Below are 23,980 nucleotides of genomic sequence, written 5' to 3' on the forward strand. Positions count from 1 at the left end.
CCGGCCCAACAGCCCTCGCAGGACCATGGGCGACAGGCGCCGCAACAGCATGGGCAACAGTCCCTGCAGCAGTTCCCCATGCAGCCTCCACCCCAGGCTCTGCCCCGGCCTCCAGCTCAGGCTCCGGCGCAGCCGCCGGTCCAGCCCCCGGCGCACCAACCGCCGTACCCCCAGTTACTGCCACCGCCCAAGCCCCCGGCCAGGCGCCTCGGTGACATCCCGATCAAGGCCGTCTACCTGTTCGGCGCCATCCTCGGGACCGTCCTGGCGGTACTGCTGATCTTCGTGGTGTTCTCCGGCGACGTGCCCAACCGCAAGGAGGCCGAGCAGGTCGTCCCGGTCGCCCCCGTGCCGTCGAGCGCCACCCCCACGGTGTCGCCCACCCCGACCGTCACCGAGACCCCGATCGCGTTGCCGCCGGTGCCGGAGAGCAAGAAGTACGCCACCTTCTCCGGCACGGCGTCCGTCGTCACCGGCCTGATCACCGACAAGACGGTGGGGATCACCTATCCGCGGCTGGCGACGCCGTGGCAGGCCAGGTCGTTCCCGCCGTACTCGATCGCGCAGCGCATCGGCAAGGTCAAGATGCCGTTCACGGTGGTCGGCTCCGTGATGTTCCCCGGCGATTCGCCCGCGAAGAAGCCCTCCTCGAACGCCGACTACCGCGAGCTCGCCACCCAGGCCGTCCGCTGGGCGATCCGCACCCAGTACCCCAAGGGGGCCACGCTCACCTGGACCGCCTCCAAGAAGATCCCGGTCGGCAAGGGCTGGACGCTCGGCTACAAGGTCACCTACACCTCCGGCGGCAAGGAACAGGTCGCCCAGGCCATGCTGACGGTCGTCGAAGTGGGCAAAACCAAGCCGGGCATGCTCCTGGCGTCCATCCCCCAGACGAACAAGGCGCGCTGGCCCGACCTGAACACCCTCGCCGAGCAGGTCCGCCCGCTCTAGGTCAGAAGCATGCTCTAGAATATGATTCTGGGCATGGAATCGTACCTGGCTGGAGGCTGAGCAGATGGCGATCGGGTTGAGCGAGGAGCACGAGGCGCTCCGCGAGTCGGTGCGTGGCTGGGCAGAGCGGAACATCCCCTCCGAGCTGCTGCGCGCCGGGGCGGGCGAACGTCCCCCGTTCTGGCCGGGCCTCGCCGAGCAGGGGCTGCTCGGCCTGCACGTGCCCGAGGAGTACGGCGGTTCCGGCTACGGACTGCTGGAGGCCGCCGTGGCCGTCGAAGCGCTGGCCGAGCGGGTGGCCCCAGGGCCCTACGTACCGACCGTGCTGGCCAGCGCCGTGATCAATGCTTCCAAGCGCCCGGAACACCTGGAGTCGTTCGCCGACGGCACCCTCACCGGCGCCGTCGCGCTGACCGGCACGCTGAGCGGCACCCGTACCGAGGACGGCTCGCTGATCGTCTCCGGCACGGCCGACCCCGTGCTCGGCGGCTCGCTGGCCGATGCGCTGGTGCTGCCGGTCGCCACGGCCGACGGCGAGGAGTGGGTCCTCATCGACGCCTCCTCCGCCACCGTCACCGAGATCAAGTCCCTCGACCTGACCAGGCCGGTGGCCAGGGTGGAGCTGTCTGAGGTGATCGTGCCCGCCGAGGGCATCCTGGGCGGCGTCCAGGGCTCCGACGTGCGCAACCTCGCCGCGATCCTGCTCGGCGCCGAGGCGGCGGGCCTGGCCTCGTGGTGCGTCACGGCGGCCGCCGAATACGCCAAGGTACGCGTCCAGTTCGGCCGCCCGATCGGCCAGTTCCAGGGCATCAAGCACAAGCTCTCCCGCATGCTCGTCGCGTTGGAGCAGGCCCGCGCCACGGTCTGGGACGCCACCCGCGCGGCGGAGCGGCGAGCCGGGCCGGAGGGAGCGACGAAGGAGCCAACGGAGGCCCGTGGGAGCGCGACCATGAGCGCAGCCAAGGAGCTGGAGTACGCCGCCGCCATCGCCGGCGCGATGGCCCCCGACGCCGCCGTCCAGTGCGCGAAGGACGCCATCCAGACGTTCGGCGGCATCGGCTACACCTTCGAGCACGACGTACACCTCTACTACCGCCGCGCCCTCACCCTGCGCGCCCTGCTCGGCTCGTCGGCCGGATGGGCGGCCAAGGTGACCGAGCTGGCCCTGCAGGGCGTCTCCCGCGAGATGGAGATCGACCTGCCCGAGGACGCCGAGGAGCTGCGTGAGTCGATCCGCGCCGAGATCGCGGAGATCGCCCGGCTCGAGGGCCAGGAGCAGAAGCGGGCGCTGGCGTCACGCGGCTTCGTCATGCCCCACCTGCCCAGGCCGTGGGGCCGCGACGCCAAGCCGCTGGAGCAGGTGCTGATCGCCCAGGAGCTCAAGGCCGCCAAGGTACGGTTGCCCGCGATGATCATCGGGGCCTGGGTGGTGCCGTCCATCGCCACCTACGGCACCCCCGAGCAGCAGGAACGGTTCCTGCCCAAGACGCTCAGCGGCGAGCTGATCTGGTGCCAGCTCTTCTCCGAGCCCGGCGCGGGATCCGACCTGGCCTCGCTGCAGATGAAGGCGGACCAGGTCGAGGGCGGCTGGAAGCTCAACGGCCAGAAGATCTGGACCTCCGTCGCCCACGTGGCCGAATGGGGCATCTGCATCGCCCGTAACTCCAGTGCGGGCTCCAAGCACGAGGGCATCACGTACTTCCTGGTCGACATGAAGGCCCCCGGCGTCACGGTCCGGCCGCTGACCGAGATGACCGGCGAGAACCTGTTCAACGAGGTCTTCCTCGACGATGTCTTCGTCCCTGACGACCTGGTCGTGGGCGAGGTCGGCGAGGGCTGGAAGGTTGCCCGCAACACGTTGTCGAACGAGCGCGTCTCGTTGTCGGCCGGCTCGGGCGGCACCGGCGCCTCGGTGCGCGACCTGCTCGGCCTGATCGGCCGGCTCGGACGTGAGCTGACGCCGGTCGAGGCCCAGCACGTCGCCGAGGTCGTCTGCGAGGGCCACTCGATCAACGCGCTGTCGTTGCGGGTCACGCTCAAGCAGCTCGCCGGGTCCGAGCCGGGCGCCGACGCCTCCGTACGCAAACTGCTGTCCACCTCCCACGCCCAGCACGTCTCGGAGGCCGCGGTGGACCTGCTCGGCCCCGCGGCGGTGGTGGCCACCGACATCAAGCTCGGCGACGCGGGCTACTGGAACCGGGCGGTGCTCGCCACCAGGGCGATGACCATCTACGGCGGCACCACCGAGGTGCAGCTCAACATCATCGGCGAGCGCATGCTGGGCCTGCCCAGGGACCCCGAGCCCGGCAAGTAACACATGTGACTCCGCGGCGGCTACTCTCCCCTGTGCCTGGAATGTCTGGGAGCAGGGGAGAGGTGGTGCTTCGATGGATGTCGAGCGGTCATCGTCCGTGCACCAGAGACCCGAGCGCGTGCGCCTGAGGCTTGCGCGGATGGCTCCCGCGCTCTTGGGCGCGGGCCTGGCGGTGCTGGCGCTGGGGCCTGCCCTGGGCTGGGGGCTGGTGCTCCGCTACGACCTGCTCTTCGTGCCCGACCCGCCGCTGCTGCCGGACCGCGGCGGCTTCCCCCGCGCCGTGCCCAGCGATCTGGTCGTGGCGTTGCTGTCCCGGGTGCTGCCCGTGGAGATCGTGCAGAAGGGGCTGCTGGCCGGCATCTTCGTGCTGGCCGCGACCGGCGCGGCGGCGCTGGTGCCGCCGGAGCGCAGGCTCGCCCGGCTGGTCGCCGCCGCCTGTTACGCCTGGAACATCTATCTCGCGCAGCGGCTCATGCTCGGCCAGTGGGCGCTGCTGCTCGGCGTGGCCGGGTTGCCATGGGCGGTGCGGGCCATGGGCCTGCGCTGGACCCGCCTGGCTCTGGCGCTGCTCCCGGCGGCGGTCGGCGGGTTCCAGGCGATGCTGGTCTCGGCGCTCACCCTGATGCCGATCGCCTTCGCCCGCCGCAGGGCGCCCGTGGCCGCCGGGATCCTGATCGTGTTCAGCCTGCCCTGGGCGGTTCCCGCGCTGCTCTCGGGCGCGGAGACGGATCCGGTGGGGGTGGACGCGTTCGCCGCCCGCGCCGACGGGCCCTTCGGCGTGCTGGGCAGCCTGCTTTCCCTGGGCGGCATCTGGAGCGCCGACGCCGGGCTGCCCGGCCAGGAGTCGTGGTGGCTCGCCACCGCGCGCCTGCTCATGGTCGCGGTAGGCGTCTTCGGGTACGTACGGCTCCGCTCCGCCTCTGACCGGCCGGAGTGGTGGGGCGGGCTGGCCGTGTCCGCCGTGGCCGGGTTCTGCCTCGCCGCGCTGGGGGCGTTCCAGGCGGGGCGCGAGACGCTCAAATGGCTCATCGCGTTGTGGCCTGGATTCGGGCCGCTGCGCGACGGCCAGGTCTATCTGGCGCCGCTGGTCCTGCTGGTCGCGGTCGGCCTGGCCGCGGCCCTGCGGTCGGGTGCCCCCGCGCTGGTGGGGGTGCTGGCGCCGGTGCTGGTGCTGCCGACGTTCGCGTTCGGGGCGTTCGGCCGGCTGGCGGCGGTCACGTACCCGCCTGACTGGCGGGCCGTGCAGCGGATCGTCAACGCCGATCCCGTCCCCGGAGCGTTGTTGTCGCTGCCCTGGGGCGCGCACCGGGCCTTCGCCTGGAACGGCGGCCGGATCGTGCTCGATCCGGCGACCAAGCTCTTCGAGCGCCGGGTGATCTGGGACGACACCCTGCTCGTCGGCCTGCATGATGGCGGCCGGCTGCGGGTGCGCGGTGAGGACCCGCTCGACCGGCGCGCCGGCCAGCTCCTGGCCGCCCGCGACTACGCACGGCTCCCGGCCAGGTACGTGCTGATGGCCACCAGCCAGAACGGGTTACTCCTTGAGCTGACCGGCTGGAAGACGGTTTTCAAGGGCAAGGAGCTCCACTTACTGCGGCGTTGACCGGCTGTTTCGTGAGGTACCGGATAGTAACTTGCTTTATCACGGTTTGACTAATTTCATGGAGTCAAGGCGAAGAAAGTTCTAGTCTCGGCACACTGCGCCACTGATCGGAAGGAGTGCTCTGTTGTTGAGACTTCTCGTGGCCTTGGCCATCGGAGTTCTGCTGGCGGTCGGAGCATCCGTCGCTGTGGTCAATGTGGCCTCACCCTCCCTGACTCCGCCGAACCAGCCGCTCTACAACTACAGCACCAGGTGATCCCTCCCGCTTGACGGGTCGTACCAGCTCAGCAGCACAGAGGTTGGCTTTGTCATGCCCGCGTGCGCGCTGATGAGGAGTGACGGTGGTCTCTACCGGTGGGCACCAGGCGGAGGCGGCTCGCCTGGCCGAGCCGCGGATCCGCGGCAAAGGGGGGAGCGAAAGGGGGGACGAGCGGCCGCTCGCGGGGATCCGCGTCGCCATGCTCAATTTCCGCGAGCCCCGGCAGTCGACCGCCGGCGGCGCCGAGGAGTACGCCTGGCAGGTCAGCCGGTTCCTGCTGGCCCAGGGGGCGTCGGTCGTCCTCGTGACCGGCCGCCAGCGGGGACAGCGCCGCGCCGAGGTCGTGGAGAACATCCAGCTGCGCAGGATGGGCAATCCCTATCTGGTCTACGTGCTGGTGCCGCTCTGGTTGTTGTTCCACCGGCGCCGCATCGACGCCGTGATCGACACGATGAACGGCATCCCGTTCTTCTCCCCCCTCGTGGTGCGCCGCAGAACGCCCGTGCTCTGCCTCGTACATCACGTCCACGACCAGCAGTTCCACGCCTTCCTGCCGCGGTGGCTGGCCCGGATCGGCTGCTTCGTCGAGGGGCCCGTCGCCCGGCTGCTCTATCGCCGCTGCCTGACGATCACCGTCTCGGAGTCGTCCAAGCTGGAGCTGCTGCAGAAGCTGCACTGGCTCGCGCCGATCACCGTCGTGCCCAACGGGTGCGTCGAGCCCGAAGAGGTCGCGCAAGAGCCTGGCCAGGGCGATCCCGCGATCGTGTACGCCGGGCGCCTGGTCGGGCACAAGCGCATCGAGCGGGTCGTGGACCTGGCTGCCGAGCTGGACGCGTCCTGGCCGGGGCTGACCGTGCACGTCGTCGGGCGCGGTCCCGAGCAGGGCCCGCTGGCCAACCGGGTCGCGGGCAAAGGGCTGCGCGAGCGGGTCGTGCTGCACGGGTTCCTGTCCGAGTCGCGCAAGAACGCGCTGCTCGGCGCCGCCCGGCTCAACGTGACGGCCTCGGAGTTCGAAGGCTGGGGGCTGACCGTGATCGAGGCCGCCGCGCTCGGGGTGCCGACGGTGGCCTACGACGTGGCGGGATTGCGCGACTCCGTACGCCATGGTGTCACCGGGTGGCTCGTGGGCGAGGGGGAGAGCCTGGCCGACGTCGTCGAACGCGCGCTCAAGGAGCTGTCGGACGAGGACCGACGGGCCGAGGTGGCCGACGCCTGCCGCGCCTGGGCGCGGGAATTTACCTGGACGCGAACTGGAGCTAGCATAACCGGACTTATCCTGGCGAACCTCCAAGATCGCGGCGGAGCCTATCAGTGACCCAAGCCTCGCCTGAACTCATCAGGGGGGAGCTCGCGGAGCCCGCCACCGAGAGCTACGAGACACGGATCAGGCACAGGCTGCGACTGCTCGCCTCGTGCCTCCTGCTCGGGGCCATCGCGTTCAACACCTCGACCGAGAAGATCATCCCCGAGACCAAGCTCGACATGGCGGTCAATCCGCTGGGATTCCTCGGCAGAGCCCTGCATCTGTGGGACGGCGCCTACTTCGGTCACCTGCAGAACCAGGCCTACGGCTACCTCTTCCCGATGGGACCGTTCTACGCGCTCGGCCTCGAGCTGGGCATGGATTCCTGGACGGTCCAGCGGTTGTGGATGTCCCTGGTCCTGTGCACCGCCTTCCTCGGCGTGGTCCAGCTGGCCCGTGCCTTCGGCATCGGCGGCCCGTACACCCGCGTGATCGCCGGTTTCGGGTACGCGCTCGCGCCGCACGCGCAGGCGCTGATCGGCATCAACTCCTCGGAGTTCCTGCCCAGCGCCGTCCTGCCGTGGATCGTGCTCCCCCTTGTCAAAGGGGCCAGGGGTGAGCTGTCACCGCGCCGGGCGGCCACGCTGTCCGCGTTCGCGTTCCTCTTCTGCGGCGGCGTCAACGCCGCGGCCGAGGCCGCCGTCCTCGTCGTTCCGCTGCTGTACCTGCTGACCAGGCGCGGCGGACCCGAAAAACGCCGGCTGATCGCCTGGTGGCTGCCGCTCATCGCGCTGGCGTCGATGTGGTGGGTCGCGCCGCTGCTGACGCTGGGCAGCTACATCTTCTCCTTCCTGCCCTACATCGAGACGGCCGGCGCGACGACCGGCGTCACCTCGCTGGTCAACGCGCTACGCGGGACGTCGAGCTGGCTCAGCTTCCTGACGGTGGACGGGCAGACCTGGCTTCCCGACGCGAACCAGCAGGCCACGGTTCCGTGGCTGATCGTGGTCACCGCGGCCGTGTCGGCGCTCGGCTTCGCCGGCCTCACCCTCCGCAGGCTGCCGGAGCGGCCCTTTCTGCTGATCAGCCTGCTGCTCGGCGTCGCCATCATCACGACGGGCCATCCGGGGACCCCCCACCACGAGCTCATGGTCGAGCTGCTGGACGGCCCGCTCGCCGCCTTCCGCAACCTGCACAAGTTCGACGCCCTGATCAGGCTGCCCGTGGCGCTCGGCCTCGCCGGGCTGCTGTCCCTGGCACGCCTGCGCTGGCGCAAGCCCCTGACCGTGGTCGCGGTCGGGCTCATGGGGCTGTCGAGCCTGCCCATCCTCTACGCGGGGCTCGCGCCGGCCGGCGGCTTCACCGCGATCCCCGACTACTGGAAGCAGGCCATCTCCTGGCTGGGGCGCACCGCCGGAGACGGGATGGTGCTGGCCGTGCCCGGGGCCAAGCGCGGCGAGTATCTCTGGGGGCGCCCGCTGGACGAGCCGCTGCAGGCGGTCTCGCAGGTCCGCTGGGCCACGCACACCATCGTGCCGTGGGGGACGGCCGGCATCTCGCGGCTCATGGCGGCCATCGACGAGCGCCTGTCCACCGGTGTGGGGTCCGCGGGGCTCACGGCCACGTTGCGCCGGATGGGGGTGACGTACCTGGTGGTCCGCAACGACCTGGACCGCGCCACCATCGGCACGGCCTGGCCCGTCCGCGTGCATCAGGCGCTGGAGGACTCGCCCGGCATCTCGCTCGCGGCCCGGATGGGGCCCGGCGTCGGCATCGCCCAGTACGGCAGGGCCGCCGCCTGGCTGGACCAGCCCTACTCCGCGATAGAGATCTACCAGGTGTCGGGAGCCGCGCCGCTCGTCGGCACCGTCGACGCCACCCGCCCGCTGCGCGTGGGGGGCGCCCCGGAGGCCGTGCTCGACCTGGCCGAGCAGGGACTCCTGGACGACGACCGCCCGGTCCTGCTCAACGACGACCCGGGCCAGGTCGAGGTGCCCGCGCACGACACGGTGCTGACCGACACCCTGCGCCGCCGCGAGGTCTCCTTCCCCGACCTGCGCCGCAACTCCAGCGCCACGCTCACCGCCGACGAGCCGTTCCGGGGTGACTCGCCGTCGAACGACCTCCTCGACCCGGGATGGGAGAGATACCTGGCCACGGCGAGTATCACCGGGATCGCGAAGGTCACGGCGTCCACCTCCGAAGCGGATGTCACGGCGGCCCCCCAGACCAGGGAGCCCGGCCATCAGCCCTTCGCCGCGCTCGACGGCGACCGGCGCACCAGCTGGCGCTCCACGGGCTGGAACGGCGCGGTCGGCGAATGGCTGGAGGTCACCTTCACCGAGCCCCTGACGGTCCCCACGATCGAGGTGGCCTTCGAGAACTCCTCCATCGGCCCTCCGCCCAGCGAAGTGGTGGTGGAGACCGACACCGGCGCGCTGCGCCAGAAGGTACGCGCGACCGCGGACCCGCAGGAGCTGGTGGTGCCGAAGGGCCCGGTCAACCGGTTGCGCCTGAAGGTCGCCGCCACCTCCTACGAGCCGGCGAGCAGGCTCGGCAGCCGGGTCGGGATCACCGAGCTGACCATCCCCGGCGTGCACGCCGGCCGCTCGATCACCGTGCCCGACCCCGGCGCCGGCTCACCCGAGCCACCCTCGGTCGCGGTCAGCAGGACCGGTGACGTTCCCGGCTGCGTCAGGGGATCGCTCGCCTGGAGTTGTGCCAAGGGCCATGAGGTTCTGGGCGACGACGGCACCGGATTCGACCGGTCCTTCACCGTCAGGAAGGACGGCTCCTACGGCGTCTCCGGCCGTACCGTGCTCACCGAGCGCGCCGCCATCGAGCGGCTCAGCACGCTGCCCGGCGACCCCATGAAGGTGCAGGCGTCCTCGACCGCGGTCGAGGACGGCGCGGCCGGCGGCCGGTGGGCGTTCGACGGCGACCTGAAGACCGCCTGGTTCGCTGATCCGCTCGACCCGAGGCCCACGCTGAGCGTCGAACTCGCCCGCAGGACGCAGCTGTCGCAGATCCGGGTCGTCACGCCCGACTCCTACCTCGGTGCCCCGCCCATCCGGGTGACGATCCGCGCCGAGGGCGGGGTCAGGCAGAGCTGGGTGGGCCAGGACGGCCTGATCCGCTTCCCCGTCATGGCGGCCCAGCGGATCAAGCTGGAGTTCGGCGCTTCGAGCGGCCGCCCCATCGAGATCAGCGACATCGCCTTCCCCGGGGTGCGCCCGCTCGGCGCGTTGACCGGCTTCCCGCTCAGGCTGCCCTGCGGCTTCGGCCCGACGCTCACCGTCGACGGCGATGCCGTGCGCACCGAGATCGTCGATGGCACGCTCAACGACGTGGTCACCGGCAAACCCGTCGCGTTCAGGACCTGCGATCCGCTGCGACTCGTGACCGGCCGGTCCCGGCTGGCCGTACGGCCGGGAGATTCCTACCGCATCGAGTCCGCGATCATCAGTCCCGAGTCCGGCAGCCCGAAGGTCGCGCCCACGGAGATGCACGAGGTGGCCGTGGAGTCCTGGGACGCCGGCGAGCGCGTGGTCCAGGTCAGTGTCACCAACGACTCCTACCTGATCGTCAACGAGAACTTCAACGCCGGGTGGCGGGCCCGGCTGGGAGTCGTCGAGCTCAAGCCGGTCCGGCTCGACGGCTGGCGGCAGGCGTGGTTCCTCCCTTCGCTCACGGCGGGCACCGTCACGCTCACGTACGAGCCCGACGGCCTCTACCGCGCGGGGCTGGCGGCCGGCGGCGCCCTGGCGCTGCTCGTCGCGGTGCTCGCCCTGGTCGGAACGGCCCCGCCGGCGCGCCACCGGGCGCTGGTCCGGCCCGCCCGCCTGCGCGCGACCCACCTCCTGCCCTTCGCCCTCGCCCTGGGGTTCTGGGTGGGCGGAGCGGCGGGCGCGGCGGTGGTCGGCGCGGTCTACGTGCTGGGGGCGTGGCTGCGCCCGCTGCGCGAGGCCGGGCACGGGCGCGCGGGGCCGCGCCGGCGCCTGCTGCTCGGGCCGCCGGCGGGTGTCGCCCTCTACCTGATCGGTGCGGGCCTGGTGGCCGTGGGCGTGGGTGGCCTCTGGCCGCAGCTGCTCTGCCTGCCACTCCTGGGGCAGCTGCTCGCCGAGATCCCCGCCAGACGGGCGGCCAGGCTGCCCGAGATCCCTGTCCCCGTCGCCGCAGGCGGCCCGACCATGACGAGTGTTTCGTGACCGAGACGACCGAGCGCCGCACCGGCATCGTCCTCACCGTCCCCGCCCCGATGGCCCGGACCGCCGCGGCAGTGTCCCGGTGGGCCCGGCGGCACGGCGTCCTGCTGGCCGCGCTCGCGCTCATCGGCGCGGCCATGGCGTGGAAGACGGCCATCCTCCAGAGCGCCTACTTCAAGGAGGACGATTTCGAGTTCGTGGCCAGGGCGATGGAGAGCGATCTCTCCTTCGACTACCTGACCCGGATCCATTTCGGCCAGTTCATGCCGGGCGGTTTCCTGCTCGCCTGGTTCTCGGCCCGGCTGGAGCCGTTCGGCTGGGGTTACGCGGCCGGCGGGATCCTGGTGTTGCACGCCTGCGCCGCCCTCGCCGTCCTGCGCATGCTCCGCGTCGTGTTCGGCGACCGGCCCGCGATCCTCGCCCCGCTCCTGGTCTTCCTCGTCGCGCCGATCGCCGTGCCCGCACTCGTGTGGTGGGCGGCGGCGCTCAACACCGTCTTCCTGCAGATCGCCCTGCCCATGGCGGTCGCCTCGCACTGGCACCATCTGCGGTCCGGCCGGCTGCGGCACGCCGTGGCCGCCGCGCTGTGGGTGCTGTTCGGGCTGCTCGGGTTCGTCAAGGGCTTCGCGCTGCCGCTGGTGCTGCTCGCGCTCACGGCGATCTACCACGGCGGTCTCCGTACCGCGCTGCGCAGGTACGTGACGGCCTGGTCGATGTACCTGATCGTGCTGGCGGCCTTCGGCGCGCTCTACGTCCAGCGGTCGCTGTCGGCGCCCAACACAGGGGCACTGCCGATCTTCGATCAGGCCGCCGGCTTCCTGTGGGAGCTGCTCGGCAAGACCTTCGCCACCACTGTGCTCGGCGGCCCCTGGCGGTGGTTCGCGGCCGCCGACTGGGGAGTGGCCGCGCCGCCGCTGCCGGTCGTGATCGCCTCCCTCGTGACCATCGCGGCCCTGGTGTCGGTCACCGGGTACTACCGCAGGCGAGCCGGGCTGGCGTGGGCGCTGCTGCTCGGGTACCTCCTCGTCGCCGACGCCCTGCCGGTGTTGTGGGGCCGGGTCCATCTGCTCGGCTCGTTCGCCGGCACGGACACGCGGTACGTCGCCGACGCCATCCCGCTGGTCGCGCTGGTCGTCGGGCTCGTGCTGCTGCCGCTCCCCGGCGAGGCGGAGCCGTACCGGAGGGCGCTGCCCGGCAGGGAGCGGCTGGCCGGGATCGGCGGCGCGGTGCTCGGGGTGTTCGTCGGCGCGTCGCTGGTGTCGGTCTCGCTCTTCGCCGGCTACCTGGGCGCGGACCGGCGCCACCGCTACATCGAGACGGCCCGCGCCGAGCTGGCCACGGCGCCGCCCGACGCCGTGATCTACGACCGGCTCGTGCCGGCCGACGTGCAGCCGAGCGGCTACCGGACCTACAGCCTGACCTCCAGGGTGCTGGGCGCGATGGCCACGCCGCGGCTCAGGGCCAGGATGCAGGCGCCGCCCGCGGCGCTCGACGCCCTGGTCTTCGACGACCAGGGCCGCCTGCGGCCCGCGGACGTGCAGGGCATCCCGCTCGCCCCGAGCACGCGGGACGGGTGCTGGCCGGTCACCGGCGGCACCGTGCAGGTGCCGCTGGACAACCGGGTCAGCCGCGTGGAGGGCACTCTCGTCCGGCTGGGGTACGCCGCCCGCTCGGACACGAAGCTCACGATGTGGATGGCCGATCGCGCCACCGACGTGGAGCTGCGGGCGGGTCTGGGCAAGGTGTTCATGCTCGCGGCACCGGGCGCCGACCGCATCGTCGTCCACGACGTGCCGCCGGGCGTGTGCGTCGGCGCCGTGACGCCGGGACAGGCGGTGCCGCGACCGTGAACCTCATGAGCCGCAGGAACCTCGCGCTGGTGCTGGCCGGCCTGGGCGCCTTCCTGCTGACGCTCATCCCCCTCACCCGCCTGTACGTGTCCGTCCACGTGCTCAAAGCACCGCTGGAACAGCAGAGCATGACCAGGTCGGTGGCGGAGTCGGCGACCTACCTGGACCCGGTCACGATGCGGCCGGCGGTGGGGGACCTCGTGCAGACCCGATGGCTGATCGGCGACGTGCTGGCCGGGAACGACGACCGCGCGGTGTGGGGCGAGTCGGTCTCCCTGTCCACGCGGGACGACGAGCGGCTGGACTACCACGAGCGGCGCCTGGCCTTCGACCGCCGCACGGGGGCCATCGTCAACTGCTGTGGCGAGTACCTCGACGACGACACCGCGATCAGGCAGTCGGGGCAGGCGTTCCGCTGGCCCTTCAACGCCCAGCGCCACGACTACACGCTGTTCGACCTGCGGCTGCGCCGCCCGGTCACGGCCGCGTTCGACGGGGTCGAGCAGGTGCGCGGCGTCGAGACCTACCGCTACGTCCAGCGCACGCCGCGCCGGCTCGTGCCGGGAGAGACGGCGCCGCTGCCGCGCCACCTGCTCGGGCTGCCGGGCACGGGCGACGTCGGGCTGGCCCGCTACGCCGAGATCCGGCGCACGTACTGGGTGGAGCCGGTCAGCGGCCAGCCGGTCAAGACGCTGGACGAGGTGAAGGAGACGCTGGTCACGGCCGACGAGCGGGGCCGGCTGACCGCGCTGGACGCGGCGTTCCGCAGCACCGAGGCCGACGTCGCGACGGCGCTGAACACGGCCGCGGCCTACCGCCGCTGGATCCTGACGCTGGGAACCGTGGCGCCGGTGGGCGGCGGCCTGCTCGGCGTCGGCTGCGTGGTGGCCGCCGTCTGGCTCATGCGGCGGCGCTCACCTGCGGCGCAGGACGAGAAGCAGGTTCCAGGTGACCAGCTCGCGGATGCCAGGTAGGTGGACGACGTGCCGAGCCCAGCGGGGATGGTAGCGGGGGACCGCGTCCAGGATCTCCGCGTCGCGGCAGCGCCGCGCCCAGGCCAGCGGCTCGGCCACGCCGATGGCGAACATGCTCTCGCCGTAGACGTTCTTTGGCTGTTTGCCGTGCCTGCGCGCGTACCGCCGGGCGGCGTAGCGGCCGCCCAGGTAGTGCCAGGGGGAGGTCTCGTGGCCGCCCCACGGGGAGAGCCAGACGGTGTACGACAGGTAGACGATCCCGCCGGGACGGGTGACCCGGACCATCTCGTCCGCCATCCTGAGCGGGTCGGGCACGTGTTCCAGCACGTTCGACGAGAAGCACACGTCCACCGAGCCCGTGGCGAGCGGCAGGTCGAGCGCGCTGCCCAGCACCGCTCCCCGTGGCGGCACGCCGTCGCGCAGGCGCATCTCCCCGGCATCGCAGTCCACGCACACGGGCCGCGCCCCGGCGGCGCGCAGCGCGTCCGCGAAATAGCCCGGTCCGCCCCCGACGTCGGCCACCGTGGCGTCCGCCAGCTCCGTGTACGTCGCGAGCTGGGCGACCGTGTCCCCGGCCAGGGTGCCGTAGAAGAAATCCGGATCACTCTGCTCAAGGCGGAAGGCGCGCAGCAACCGGACGGATCTACCGAGATCCGCTCGGAACGCTTCGGGGGTGTCCACGGCGCGGAGCTTACTGCAGCGGAAGGAAACGACAATGGTTGAAGACGTCAAGCGCTCCGAACCCTTGCGGATCACGCTGCCCGCGATCCGCACCGGGCCGGTCATGGGCGTCGGCCTGCTGCTCATCCTGGTCTCGCTGGTCTTCAGGGCCGGCATCCTCAGCAAGGCGTACTTCGTCGAAGACGACTTCCTGTTCGTGGGCAGCGCCAGTGACAGCGGGCTCACCTGGGAATACCTGACCCGGGTGCACAAGGGCCACCTCATGCCCGGCGCGCTGGCCCTGGTGTGGCTGCTCACGTCGGTGGCGCCGTACACCTGGGCGCTGGTCTCGTTCGTGACCCTCGCGTTCCAGGCGGCGGCCTCGATCGTGTTCCTCGTGCTGTTGCGGCGGTTGTTCGGCGACCGTGTCGTCGTGCTCGCCGCGCTGACCGTCTACGCCTTCGCGCCGCTCACCGTGCCCGCGACGAGCTGGTGGTCGGCCGCGCTCAACGCGGTGCCGCTGCAGCTCGCGCTGGTCGCCGCGCTGGCCGCGCACATCAGGTACGTACGCGACGGCAAAGGCAAGTGGGGCGCCCTCATCTGGACCGCCGTCGGCATGGCCTTCTCCACGAAGGGAGTGTTCATCCCCTTCGTGGTGCTCGGCGTCACCAGCGCTTACCTGGGCCAGGGGCGGTGGCCGCGCGCGGTGCTGACCGAGCTGCGCAGACCCGTCTGGTGGGCGCACGGCCTGCTGCTGGCCGGGTACGCCGTGCTCTACCTGCTGCGCCGCGACAGCGCCGGCTCCGACACGCTGACCGGGCCGAAGGCCGAGGTGGTCCCGGGGCTGCTGCGCAGGTTACTGGGGGAGACCTTTCCCACGGGCGCCGTCGGCGGCCCGCTGCGCTGGGGCGGGCTCACCGCCACCGGCGGGCTGGCCGACCCGGCCCCGGCCATGGTGATCGTGTCCTGGGCGGTGATCGCGCTGGTGGTCGTGATCACGTGCGTGTACCGCAGGCGGGCCTGGCGGGCCTGGGCGATCCTGGCCGCCTACGTCGTCGTGGCCGACGCGGTGCCCACCGTCATCGCGCGGGCGACCGCGTGGGACCTGGTGGGCGCGGAGACCAGGTACGTGGCCGACGCCGCGGTGCTGTTCGCCCTCTGCCTGGCGCTGGCGTGGCAGCCGGTCGAGGGCGAGCCCGGCGCCCGGCGCAAGCCGGTGCCGGGCGAGTTGTCGCTGGCCGCGGGCGGGGCGATCGTCACGTTCCTGGTCGTGTCGCTGATCTCGATCAACGCCTTCGGTGACACGCTCAGCGGGGACAAGGTCCGGACCTACCTGGACAACGCGCGGGCCTCGCTGGCCACCGCGTCGCCGGACGCCGACATCTACTCGCGTCCCGTGCCGCCGGAGATCGTCCTGCCCTGGAACGGCTCGCGCCGGCTGACGTCGTACGTGCTCGCGCCGCTGGCCGAACCCGAGACCAGGGAGCGCATGCGCACTCCGCGCCCCTCGGCCGCACCGTACGTCTTCGACTCCACGGGCAAGCTCGTCCTCGTGGGCCGGGTGAGCCCGTACTTCGACGCGGTCGAGGGCAGGAAGTGCTACCCGGCGGACAAGTCCTTCCCCGTCGCGTCCTTCGGGGGCCCCGGCATGGTGGTGGCCATGGCCTACACCAGCCCCCGGCCGGTGCACGTCGTGGTGGACCTCGGCGGCACGCAGCGGGCGGCCACGCTGCCCGCGACCGGCGTCATGGGATCGCTGTACTACGTTCCGCACGACGGGGCGGGCAAGGGGCTGCGGGTCAGCGCGGCTGGTGCTCAGGGTCAGGCGTTCTGCCTCAGGGCGGTGGCCTTCGGCGAGCCGGGGCCCGCCCCTCCGGCGCTCTGAGGGACGAAGCGGATCAGCCGCCTGGCGGGCTCCTCCACGTAGCGGTGGGTGAGTCCGGCCAGTGCGATCGTGAGAGCGGTGACCGCGGCCAGATTGAAGATCATATTGCCGGTCCACGGCTTCTGTCCGGTGAAGTCGTACCAGAGGTAGAGGACCACGAACTGCCACAGGAAGACGCCGTAGGAGATCTGGCCGAGATAGCTCATGACCCGCCCGCCGAGCAGCGCGCGCACCCGCGTGGACCGCTCGGGCTCCAGCGCTGCGGGCGCCACCAGGCAGAAGGCGATGAGCGTGTAGAGGGCCTGCTCGTAGAACGCGGTCCAGATGCCGCCCAGGCCGACGAAGCGCGGCCCGGTCACGGGGGTGGCGGCGATCAGGTACGCCAGCCCGGCGATCAGCCACAGCGTGCCCCACGAGGAGGCCAGGGCCGCGCACAGACGGCGCGTACGGCCGTCCTCCGCCCTGGCCCAGACGGTCAGGACCGCCAGCGCCATGCCGGGCACGAAGAACGTCCAGGAGCGCGGCAGCCACACGTTCATCCAGGGCCGGTAGTCGGGGAAGAACTCGAAGATCGTGTACACGTACGACAGGGCGCCGAAGGCGGCCAGCCCGATCAGCAGGCGCCTGGCCCTGGCCCGCAGGTCCGGTCCCGCGCGCAGCGCGAACCAGCGCAGCGCGGCCGCCATCAGCGGGAGCGTGAGATAGAAGGACAGCTCGACCGCCAGGCTCCACACCTGGCCGAGCCCCTTGGGCCCGAGGCCGTACCACCACGGGCTCGGGTCGTAGGTGTGCACCAGGAACAACATCTGCGCCCACGTCCACGGGTCGGACCGGTGGGCCGCGCCCCACAGCAGCAGCGCCACAGCCACCACCAGCCAGTAGGCGGGGATGATGCGCAGGAAGCGCCGCCACAGGTAGCGGCGTGTGTCCGGGGCCCGGCGGCCGGTCAGGACCTCCGCCGCCCAGGGACGGTACAGCAGCAGGCCGGACAACGTGAAGAAGATCGGCACGCCGATCTCCCCCCTGGACAGCACGCCACCCAGGAATCCGGGCTGCAGCGCCGTTCCCGCCTCCATCGCGACGTGGAAGAGCAGGACGGCGAAGGCGGCCACGGCGCGTATTCCGTCGAGAGAGGCCTGGTGCCCGGAGATCGCCGGCGACTCCGTCGATGTAGAACCTGTTTCGGTCACGTTTCTGCATCCCTGGTGACGTTGGTCACTCCCCGCAATAACATACCGGCGAGTAGAACTTTGTTTCAGTCACTTAACCACCCAGACAGGCGTCCGTGCACCTGCACATGGAGGGTCCATGAACCGGGTCGTCGTTGGCAGCGTTCTCATCGCCGTCGGGGCATTCCTCATCGTTCTGGCTCCCTTGGTGCGCTTCCAGGTGGCGCCCTCACTCATGGCCGCCAAGGGCGACCAGTACGGGATCACCAAGCTCCAGGCGACCGGTGCGCAGTACTTCAGCGTCGCCGACGGCAGGGTGCTGACCGCCGACCTCGACATCATCGTCACCACCCGGGGCGACGTGAAGGAGGCGTCCGGCGACCGGGTCGTGTGGGACGAGTTCACCGCCGTGAACGACGTCACCAACGGCAAGCCCGGCATCGACTACTCGGAGCGGCGCAGCGCCTTCGACAAGCGCTCCGGCGTCGGGCTCAACTGTTGCGGCGTCAGCATCGACAAGGCTCCGGTGCAGCTCCAGGGGCAGATCTACAAGTTCCCGTTCGACGTGGAGAAGAAGACCTACCTGGTCTTCAACTCCAGCGCGAGCAAGGCGTTCGACGCCAAGTTCGTCGGCGAGGAGCAGGTCAACGGGCTGAACACGTACAAGTTCGAGCAGGTCGTCCCCGAGACCAAGACGCAGACCCTGAACGCGCCCGCCGCCTGGTTCGGCATGGGCACGTCCGGTGACGTGCAGCTCAACCGCGTCTACTCCGGCACGGTCACTTACTGGATCGAGCCCACCACCGGCGCCCCCGTCCGCCAGGTGCAGCAGCGCAACGAGGTGCTCAAGAGCCAGGACGGCATTGAGCGCTCCAAAGCCTTCGTGGCCACCGCCAAGATGACCGACGACACCATCAACGGGCTCGTGGGCAGCGCCAGAGACGGCAAGAGCCAGATCACCCTGATCAGGGTCACGCTGCCGATCGTGCTGGCCGTGCTGGGCATCGTGCTGTTCGCGGCGGGCCTCCTGCTGTACCTGCGCGGCCGCAAGGCCACATGAGCCAGGGGGCGGTCGCCCGGCCCTGGACGGCGACGCCCGCGCTGGCGCTGGTCAGGGCCGCCAGGCCGCGCCAGTGGGTGAAGAACGTGCTGGTCCTGGCCGCGCCCATGGCAGCCGGGGTGCTGGGCCAGCCGCGCAGCCTGCTCGCGGCGCTGCTGGTCTTCGTCGCGTTCTGCCTGGCCGCGAGCGGCTCCTACCTGATCAACGACGCCGCCGACGTTGAGGCCGACCGGCTGCACCCGCGCAAGCGGCGGCGGGCGATCGCGTCGGGGACGGTGTCCGTGCGGACGGCCCGGGTGACCGGCGCCGTCCTGCTGCTCCTGGCACCAGCCGTCGCCGCGCTCGCCGGGAGCTGGCAGCCGTCCGCCGTGGTCGCCGGGTACATCGCCCTGACGTTGTCGTACACGCTGTGGCTCAAGCACCAGGAGGTCGTGGACCTGATCGCGGTCGCGGGGTGCCACGTGATCAGGGCCTACGCCGGGGCCGTGGCGGTCGACGTGCCGGTGACCGGGTGGTTCCTGGTGGTCGTCTCGCTGGCCGCGCTGCAGTTGGTGGCGGGCAAGCGGGAGGCGGAGCTGCGGCTCCGGGGCGCGACGGGGACGCGCGCGACGCTGGCCGCCTATTCTCCCGCCTACCTGGCTCAGGTCCGGATCATGTGCTCGGGCGCGATGATCGTGACGTACTGCCTGTGGGCGCTCAACGCGCACGACGACCTCTTCTACGGGCTCAGCATCATCCCGTTCCTGCTGCTCGTGCTCCGGCACAACCTGCTGGTGGACCGGGGGAGCGGCGAGGAGCCGGAGGAGCTCGCGGTACGCGACCGGCCCACCCTGCTCTTCGCCGCCGTGCTGATCGTCCTGGTCGGCGTGGGGATCTACGCATGACGACGTTCCTGACCGGCTGGGGGCGCACGGCGCCCACGCCGGCCACGCTCGCGCGGCCCCGCTCCGTCGAGCAGCTGCGCGACCTGATCGCGGCCGCACGGGGCGGGCGGGGCGTGGTGGCGCGGGGCCTGGGCAGGTCGTACGGCGACGCCGCCCAGAACGCCGGCGGCCTCGTCCTGGACTGCACCGGCCTCGACGCGTGGACCTTCGACGAGGACAGCGGCCTGGTGACCGCCTCTGGCGGGGCCAGCCTGCACGAGCTGATGACGGCACTGGTTCCCCGGGGCTGGTTCGTCCCCGTCAGCCCCGGCACCCGGCACGTCACCGTCGGCGGCGCCGTCGCGGCCGACGTCCACGGCAAGAACCACCACCGCGACTCCTCCTTCGGCGCGCACGTCCGCTCGCTCACCCTGGTGACCGCCGACGGGACGGTCCGGACCCTTCGCCCCGGCGAACCGCTGTTCCAGGCCACCGTCGGCGGCATGGGGCTGACCGGGGTGATCGCCGAGGCCACGTTCGGCTGCGTGCCCGTCGAGACCTCCTTGATGCGGGTGGACGTCCGGCGCACCGCCGACCTGGACGAGACGCTGGCGACCATGGCGGCCACCGACGACCGCTACCGCTACACGGTGGCCTGGATCGACCTGCTCGCCCGGGGCCGCCGGATGGGGCGCAGCGTGCTCACCAGGGGCGATCACGCGGCACGTACCGGCGAGAAGGAGCCGCCGGCCTTCGCGCCCGGCGCGCTGGCGCGAGCGCCCGCGTGGGTGCCCGGCGGGCTGCTCAACGGGCTGAGCGTGCGCGCCTTCAACGAGGTCTGGTACCGCAGAGCGCCGCGACGCGGGACCATCGTGCAGGGCATCGCGCCGTTCTTCCATCCGCTCGACTTCGTCGACGGCTGGAACCGCATGTACGGCTCGCGGGGTTTCGTCCAGTACCAGTTCGTGGTGCCCTTCGGCGCGGAGGAGACGCTGCGCGGCATCGTCGGGTCGTTGTCGGCGCACGGCACCGTGTCGTTCCTGACCGTGCTCAAGAGGTTCGGGCCGGGATCGGGCGGGCTGCTGTCCTTCCCCATGCCCGGCTGGACCCTGGCCCTGGACATCCCCGCCGGGCAGCGCGGGCTGAGCGGCCTGCTGCGCGGCTTCGACCGGCGGGTGGCCGAGGCCGGGGGGCGGGTCTACCTCGCCAAGGACTCGCGGCTGCGCGCTGACATGATGGCGGCGATGTATCCCGAGCTGGAGCGGTGGCGACGGATCAGGGACCAGGCCGATCCCGCCGGGTTGTTCCGCTCCGACCTGGCCAGGAGGCTGCGGTTGTGAAGAACGCTCTCGGCGCGGTCGACACCGTGCTGCTGCTCGGCGGGCGCAGTGAGATCGGCTTGGAGATCGTCAGGCTGCTGGTGGGGCTGGGCGCGAGCCGGGTGGTGCTGGCCGTACGGGGCGAGCTCGTCCCGACCGAGCTCGGCGCGGAGGTCCATGTCGTGCCGTTCGACGCGCTGGACGTGCCCGCGCACGGCGCCGTCTTCGCCAAGGCGGTGGAGCTGGTGGGCGACCTCGACGTGGTGATCTCCGCGTTCGGCGTGCTGGGGGCCCAGGCGGACTACGACGCCGATCCCGCGGCCGCCGCGCAGGCCGTCGCGGTCAACTACGGCGCTCATGTGTCGGTGGGCCTGCACGCGGCCAGGGTGCTGCGTGAGCAGGGCCACGGCACGCTCGTGGTGCTGTCGTCGGTCGCCGGCGCACGGGTGCGCAGGGCCAACTTCGTGTACGGCTCCGCCAAGGCCGGGCTCGACGGGTTCGCCCAGGGGCTCGGCGACGCCCTGCACGGGTCGGGCGCCAGGGTGCTGATCGTGCGGCCGGGCTTTGTGATCGGGCGGATGACGGCGGGGCTCACTCCCGCGCCGATGTCCTCGACACCACGGCAGGTGGCGTTGGCCACGGTGGGCGCGCTGCGCGACGGCGCGCCTTCCGTCTGGGTGCCGCGCGCGCTCGGCCCGGTCTTCGGTTTGTTCCGGCTGCTGCCCCGCGCCCTCTGGCGCAGGCTGCCCCGCTAGAACCGGTTCCATATCGAGGACCGAGTAAAGGTTCTAGAGTGGAACACGTTGCAGTTTGTTGCCTGGGCGACTTATCGTCGGCTCATGCGGACACGTGTCACGGACATGTTCGGAATCGAGCTCCCGATCTTCGCGTTCAGCCACTGCCGGGACGTGGTGGCCGCCGTCAGCCGCGCTGGCGGCATGGGTGTGCTCGGGGCGCTCTACTTCACTCCAGAAGAGCTCGAGATGGAGCTCAAGTGGATCGACGACCACGTGGACGGCCGGCCGTACGGGGTGGACGTCGTCATGCCGGCCTCGTACGAGGGCGCGGACTTCGCCCCTGAGGAACTGGTCGGCCGCCTGCAGTCGATGATCCCCGACGGGCATCGGACGTTCGTCGAGAACCTCCTGACCCGGCACGGGGTGCCACCCCTGTCCTCGGACGCGGACCCGGGGCGCGTCCTGCTCGGCTGGACGGACGCCACGGCCAGGCCGCAGGTGGAGGTCGCTCTGCGGCACCCCATCGCCCTCCTGGCCAACGCCCTCGGCCCCCCGCCCGCCGACGTCGTGGACCTCGCCCACTCGCACGGGGTGAAGGTGGCGGCCCTCGCCTCCACGCCCCGCCACGCGCTCAAGCAGGTGGAGGTGGGCGTGGACGTGGTGGTCGCCCAGGGCACGGAGGCCGGGGGGCACACCGGCGAGATCTCCACCATGGTGCTGATCCCGCAGGTGGTGGACGCCGTCGACGTGCCGGTGCTGGCCGCGGGCGGCATCGGGAACGGCCGCCAGATGGCCGCGGGCATGGCGCTGGGCGCGGAGGGCGTCTGGACGGGCTCGCTCTGGCTGACGGTCGAGGAGGCGGACACGCCGGAGATGGCCAAACGCCGCATCCTGGAGGCCACGTCCAGGGACACCGTGCGCTCGCGCAGCTGGACCGGCAAGCCCGCACGGTTGCTCAGGAACGAGTGGACGCAGGCCTGGGAGTCGGAGGAGTCGCCCGGGACGTTGCCGATGCCGCTGCAGTTCATGCTGGTGTCGGACGCCCTGCGCCGGATCGGCCGCTCGGACGTCTCGGAGCTGGCCACGTTCCCCGCCGGCCAGATCATCGGGATCACCAACCAGGTACGGTCCACGAAGGACGTGGTGTTCGGCCTGCTGGAGGAGTACGCCGAGGCGCTCGAACGGCTGGAGCGCATCACGGCGGACTGACGTTCACACAGGGACGACGGTGACCAGACTTTCGAGTCCGACGAAGTCGTCGGTGTTGCGCGTATAGAGCGGCAAACCTCGGCTGGAGGCGACTGCGGCGATCATGAGGTCCATTCGCCGAGGCCGAGGGTCACGCTTCGCCGCGAGGGTCAGCGCGACGAGACTGCTGTAACGAGCCGCCGCGTCGGCGTCGAAGGGCAGAGGCTCGAAGTCGGTCACCGCGGCGCCCAGCTTCTCCATGCGGGCAGCTCGGGTGGCCTGGTCCTTGGCCATGGCGACACCCTGGTGGAGTTCGGCGAGGGTGACGGCCGTGAGCTCGGGATAAGCCGGGAGACCAGCGGGAGAGATCTCGGTGAGGTCGATGTAAACGCACGTGTCGATCACTCCGGCACTGTGCCGCTCAGCCATCGCGCCGCTCCCAAGGGTCGTCGTCGATGCGGTCTTCGGAGCTGAAGAACTCGTCGGCCTCTCTGCGCATCTCCGCGTAGTCCACGACTGCGAGCCGGCGATGCCTGGCGACGAGCTCTTCAGCGCTCAAACGCCGCCGGCGCGGAAGCGGTCGCAGCTCCGCGATCTCGACTCCGTTGCGGGTGATGTGAAAGACCTCGCCCGCCTCGACCTGATCCATGACAGCGGCGGAGTTGTTGCGGAACTCACGCTGGGTGATGACCTTCATCATGCGCCTACCGTAGCTCGGTGTAGCGTCTTGTGCTACATAGTATGCGTTATCAGCGGGCGCGGTACGTCGGGGGGCGCTTCTCGCGGAAGGCCCGGGTGCCTTCCTTGGCGTCCTCCGAGCCGATGACCGGCCAGCCGAGCTCGTCCGACACCTTCAACGCCTCCGGCTCCGGCAGGCCCAGCGTGTCCCGGTACGTGCGCAGGATCGCCTGGACGGCCAGCGGGCCCGAGGCGGCGACGTCGGCGGCCAGTTCGCGGGCCGCCGACAGCGCCTGGCCGTCCGGGACCACGCGGTTGACCAGCCCCATCTGGAGGGCTTCCGCCGCCGTGATCGGGCGGCCCGTGAGGAGGAGGTCCATGGCGTGGCAGTACGGGATCTGGCGGGGCAGGCGCACGGCGCTGCCGCCCATCGGGAACAGGGCACGTTTGGCCTCGAACAGGCCCAGCGTGGCCGACTCCGCCACCACCCGCAGGTCCGTGCCCACCAGCAGTTCCGTCCCCCCGGCGACCGCGTAGCCCTCCACCGCGCTGATGATCGGCTTGGTGGGCAGGTCCTCGCGCAGCAGACCCTTCCAGTGGAAGTTGGCGATTTGCGCGGCTCTGGCCTGGACCTCCGGATCCGTCGACGGCTGCCCCATGGCCTTGAGGTCGGCGCCCGAGCAGAACGTGCCCTCCGCGCCCGTCAGGATCGCCACCCGGATCCCGGCCTCCGCGGACGCGTACGCCCAGGCCGAGGCCAGGCCGATCAGCATGTCCGAGGAGAGCGCGTTGCGGGCCTCGGGCCGGTTCATGGTGATGGTCAGGACATGGCCGTCACGCTCGATCCGGCAGTGGGGGGTGCTGATCGGCAGGAGCTCCACGGATGCCTCCGAAGTGGTCAAATCAAGCGCTTGCTACGAACTTCGGCCCCAGGATACGCTCCCAGCAGCAAACAAGAACAGGTTCCTGTTTTGCTGCCTGCCGCGAGGGAGTGCCGTCGCCTGGAGGAGCGGCGGGAGCGT

19 protein-coding genes are annotated in these 23,980 nt (G+C 71.3%); 14 read left to right on the top strand and 5 right to left on the bottom strand.

What is annotated here, in order from left to right; genetic code table 11:
• Positions 1–78: 78 nt before the first annotated feature.
• The 8 genes from ACFLIM_RS10630 to ACFLIM_RS10665 all read left to right on the top strand — a co-directional run bounded on the left by ACFLIM_RS10630 (position 79) and on the right by ACFLIM_RS10665 (position 13,399).
• Positions 79–951 (top strand): hypothetical protein, encoded by an 873-nt coding sequence (locus ACFLIM_RS10630; protein ID WP_393164298.1) that lies wholly within the window; start codon positions 79–81, stop codon positions 949–951.
• A gap of 64 nt (positions 952–1,015) precedes the next feature.
• Positions 1,016–3,265 (top strand): acyl-CoA dehydrogenase, encoded by a 2,250-nt coding sequence (locus ACFLIM_RS10635; RefSeq protein ID WP_393164299.1) that lies wholly within the window; start codon positions 1,016–1,018, stop codon positions 3,263–3,265.
• A 139-nt stretch (positions 3,266–3,404) separates the two neighbouring features.
• Positions 3,405–4,868, top strand: a complete 1,464-nt coding sequence (locus ACFLIM_RS10640; protein WP_393164300.1) for a hypothetical protein — start codon at positions 3,405–3,407, stop codon at positions 4,866–4,868.
• Positions 4,869–4,992: 124 nt separating this feature from the next.
• Positions 4,993–5,124 (top strand): hypothetical protein, encoded by a 132-nt coding sequence (locus tag ACFLIM_RS10645; RefSeq protein WP_393164301.1) that lies wholly within the window; start codon positions 4,993–4,995, stop codon positions 5,122–5,124.
• 85 nt (positions 5,125–5,209) lie between these two features.
• Entirely contained in the window at positions 5,210–6,442 is a 1,233-nt protein-coding gene (locus tag ACFLIM_RS10650; RefSeq protein ID WP_393164302.1) for a glycosyltransferase family 4 protein, read from the top strand.
• Complete coding sequence (locus ACFLIM_RS10655; protein WP_393164303.1) at positions 6,439–10,578, top strand: alpha-(1->3)-arabinofuranosyltransferase domain-containing protein; 4,140 nt, start codon at positions 6,439–6,441, stop codon at positions 10,576–10,578. Before ACFLIM_RS10650 ends, ACFLIM_RS10655 begins: the two co-directional genes overlap by 4 nt.
• A complete protein-coding gene (locus ACFLIM_RS10660; protein WP_393164305.1) occupies positions 10,575–12,425 on the top strand; it encodes a hypothetical protein in 1,851 nt (616 codons plus the stop codon). The genes ACFLIM_RS10655 and ACFLIM_RS10660 overlap by 4 nt, the downstream gene beginning before the upstream one ends.
• Positions 12,426–12,430: 5 nt before the next feature.
• Positions 12,431–13,399: a DUF3068 domain-containing protein gene (locus ACFLIM_RS10665; protein ID WP_393164306.1), complete on the top strand. Its 969-nt coding sequence runs from the start codon at positions 12,431–12,433 to the stop codon at positions 13,397–13,399.
• On the opposite strand, the gene ACFLIM_RS10670 is transcribed toward ACFLIM_RS10665, so the two are convergent.
• The gene (locus tag ACFLIM_RS10670) at positions 13,340–14,080 is read right to left on the bottom strand and encodes a class I SAM-dependent methyltransferase (RefSeq protein ID WP_393164307.1); all 741 of its coding nucleotides are present in this window, start codon (positions 14,078–14,080) and stop codon (positions 13,340–13,342) included. The genes ACFLIM_RS10665 and ACFLIM_RS10670 overlap by 60 nt on opposite strands.
• 34 nt (positions 14,081–14,114) lie before the next feature.
• On the opposite strand from ACFLIM_RS10670, the gene ACFLIM_RS10675 reads away from it, so the two are divergent.
• Positions 14,115–15,944 (top strand): ArnT family glycosyltransferase, encoded by a 1,830-nt coding sequence (locus tag ACFLIM_RS10675; RefSeq protein ID WP_393164308.1) that lies wholly within the window; start codon positions 14,115–14,117, stop codon positions 15,942–15,944.
• Here the strand turns inward: ACFLIM_RS10675 and ACFLIM_RS10680 are convergent.
• Positions 15,881–17,134: an acyltransferase family protein gene (locus tag ACFLIM_RS10680; protein WP_393164309.1), complete on the bottom strand. Its 1,254-nt coding sequence runs from the start codon at positions 17,132–17,134 to the stop codon at positions 15,881–15,883. The genes ACFLIM_RS10675 and ACFLIM_RS10680 overlap by 64 nt on opposite strands.
• A 118-nt stretch (positions 17,135–17,252) precedes the next feature.
• On the opposite strand from ACFLIM_RS10680, the gene ACFLIM_RS10685 reads away from it, so the two are divergent.
• From ACFLIM_RS10685 to ACFLIM_RS10705, 5 genes are all read left to right on the top strand, one after another.
• Positions 17,253–18,173: a DUF3068 domain-containing protein gene (locus ACFLIM_RS10685; RefSeq protein WP_393164310.1), complete on the top strand. Its 921-nt coding sequence runs from the start codon at positions 17,253–17,255 to the stop codon at positions 18,171–18,173.
• Positions 18,170–19,057 carry a decaprenyl-phosphate phosphoribosyltransferase gene (locus tag ACFLIM_RS10690; protein WP_393164311.1) on the top strand — a complete coding sequence of 296 codons (888 nt, stop codon included), beginning with the start codon at positions 18,170–18,172 and terminating at the stop codon, positions 19,055–19,057. The genes ACFLIM_RS10685 and ACFLIM_RS10690 overlap by 4 nt, the downstream gene beginning before the upstream one ends.
• The gene (locus tag ACFLIM_RS10695) at positions 19,054–20,376 is read left to right on the top strand and encodes an FAD-binding oxidoreductase (protein ID WP_393164312.1); all 1,323 of its coding nucleotides are present in this window, start codon (positions 19,054–19,056) and stop codon (positions 20,374–20,376) included. The genes ACFLIM_RS10690 and ACFLIM_RS10695 overlap by 4 nt, the downstream gene beginning before the upstream one ends.
• Entirely contained in the window at positions 20,373–21,110 is a 738-nt protein-coding gene (locus ACFLIM_RS10700) for an SDR family NAD(P)-dependent oxidoreductase (protein ID WP_393164313.1), read from the top strand. Before ACFLIM_RS10695 ends, ACFLIM_RS10700 begins: the two co-directional genes overlap by 4 nt.
• Positions 21,111–21,194: 84 nt before the next feature.
• Positions 21,195–22,301: an NAD(P)H-dependent flavin oxidoreductase gene (locus tag ACFLIM_RS10705; RefSeq protein WP_393164314.1), complete on the top strand. Its 1,107-nt coding sequence runs from the start codon at positions 21,195–21,197 to the stop codon at positions 22,299–22,301.
• A gap of 3 nt (positions 22,302–22,304) precedes the next feature.
• On the opposite strand, the gene ACFLIM_RS10710 is transcribed toward ACFLIM_RS10705, so the two are convergent.
• Genes ACFLIM_RS10710 through ACFLIM_RS10720 form a run of 3 tightly spaced genes read right to left on the bottom strand, consistent with a single transcriptional unit; the run spans position 22,305 to position 23,839 of the window.
• The gene (locus tag ACFLIM_RS10710) at positions 22,305–22,709 is read right to left on the bottom strand and encodes a type II toxin-antitoxin system VapC family toxin (protein WP_393164315.1); all 405 of its coding nucleotides are present in this window, start codon (positions 22,707–22,709) and stop codon (positions 22,305–22,307) included.
• Positions 22,702–22,980 carry a type II toxin-antitoxin system Phd/YefM family antitoxin gene (locus tag ACFLIM_RS10715; RefSeq protein WP_393164316.1) on the bottom strand — a complete coding sequence of 93 codons (279 nt, stop codon included), beginning with the start codon at positions 22,978–22,980 and terminating at the stop codon, positions 22,702–22,704. The genes ACFLIM_RS10710 and ACFLIM_RS10715 overlap by 8 nt, the downstream gene beginning before the upstream one ends.
• 49 nt (positions 22,981–23,029) lie before the next feature.
• Positions 23,030–23,839, bottom strand: coding sequence for a crotonase/enoyl-CoA hydratase family protein (locus tag ACFLIM_RS10720; RefSeq protein WP_393164317.1), 810 nt, complete (start codon positions 23,837–23,839; stop codon positions 23,030–23,032).
• Positions 23,840–23,980: the final 141 nt, after the last annotated feature.

Source organism: Nonomuraea marmarensis (assembly GCF_043197025.1).
GTDB lineage: Bacteria > Actinomycetota > Actinomycetes > Streptosporangiales > Streptosporangiaceae > Nonomuraea > Nonomuraea marmarensis.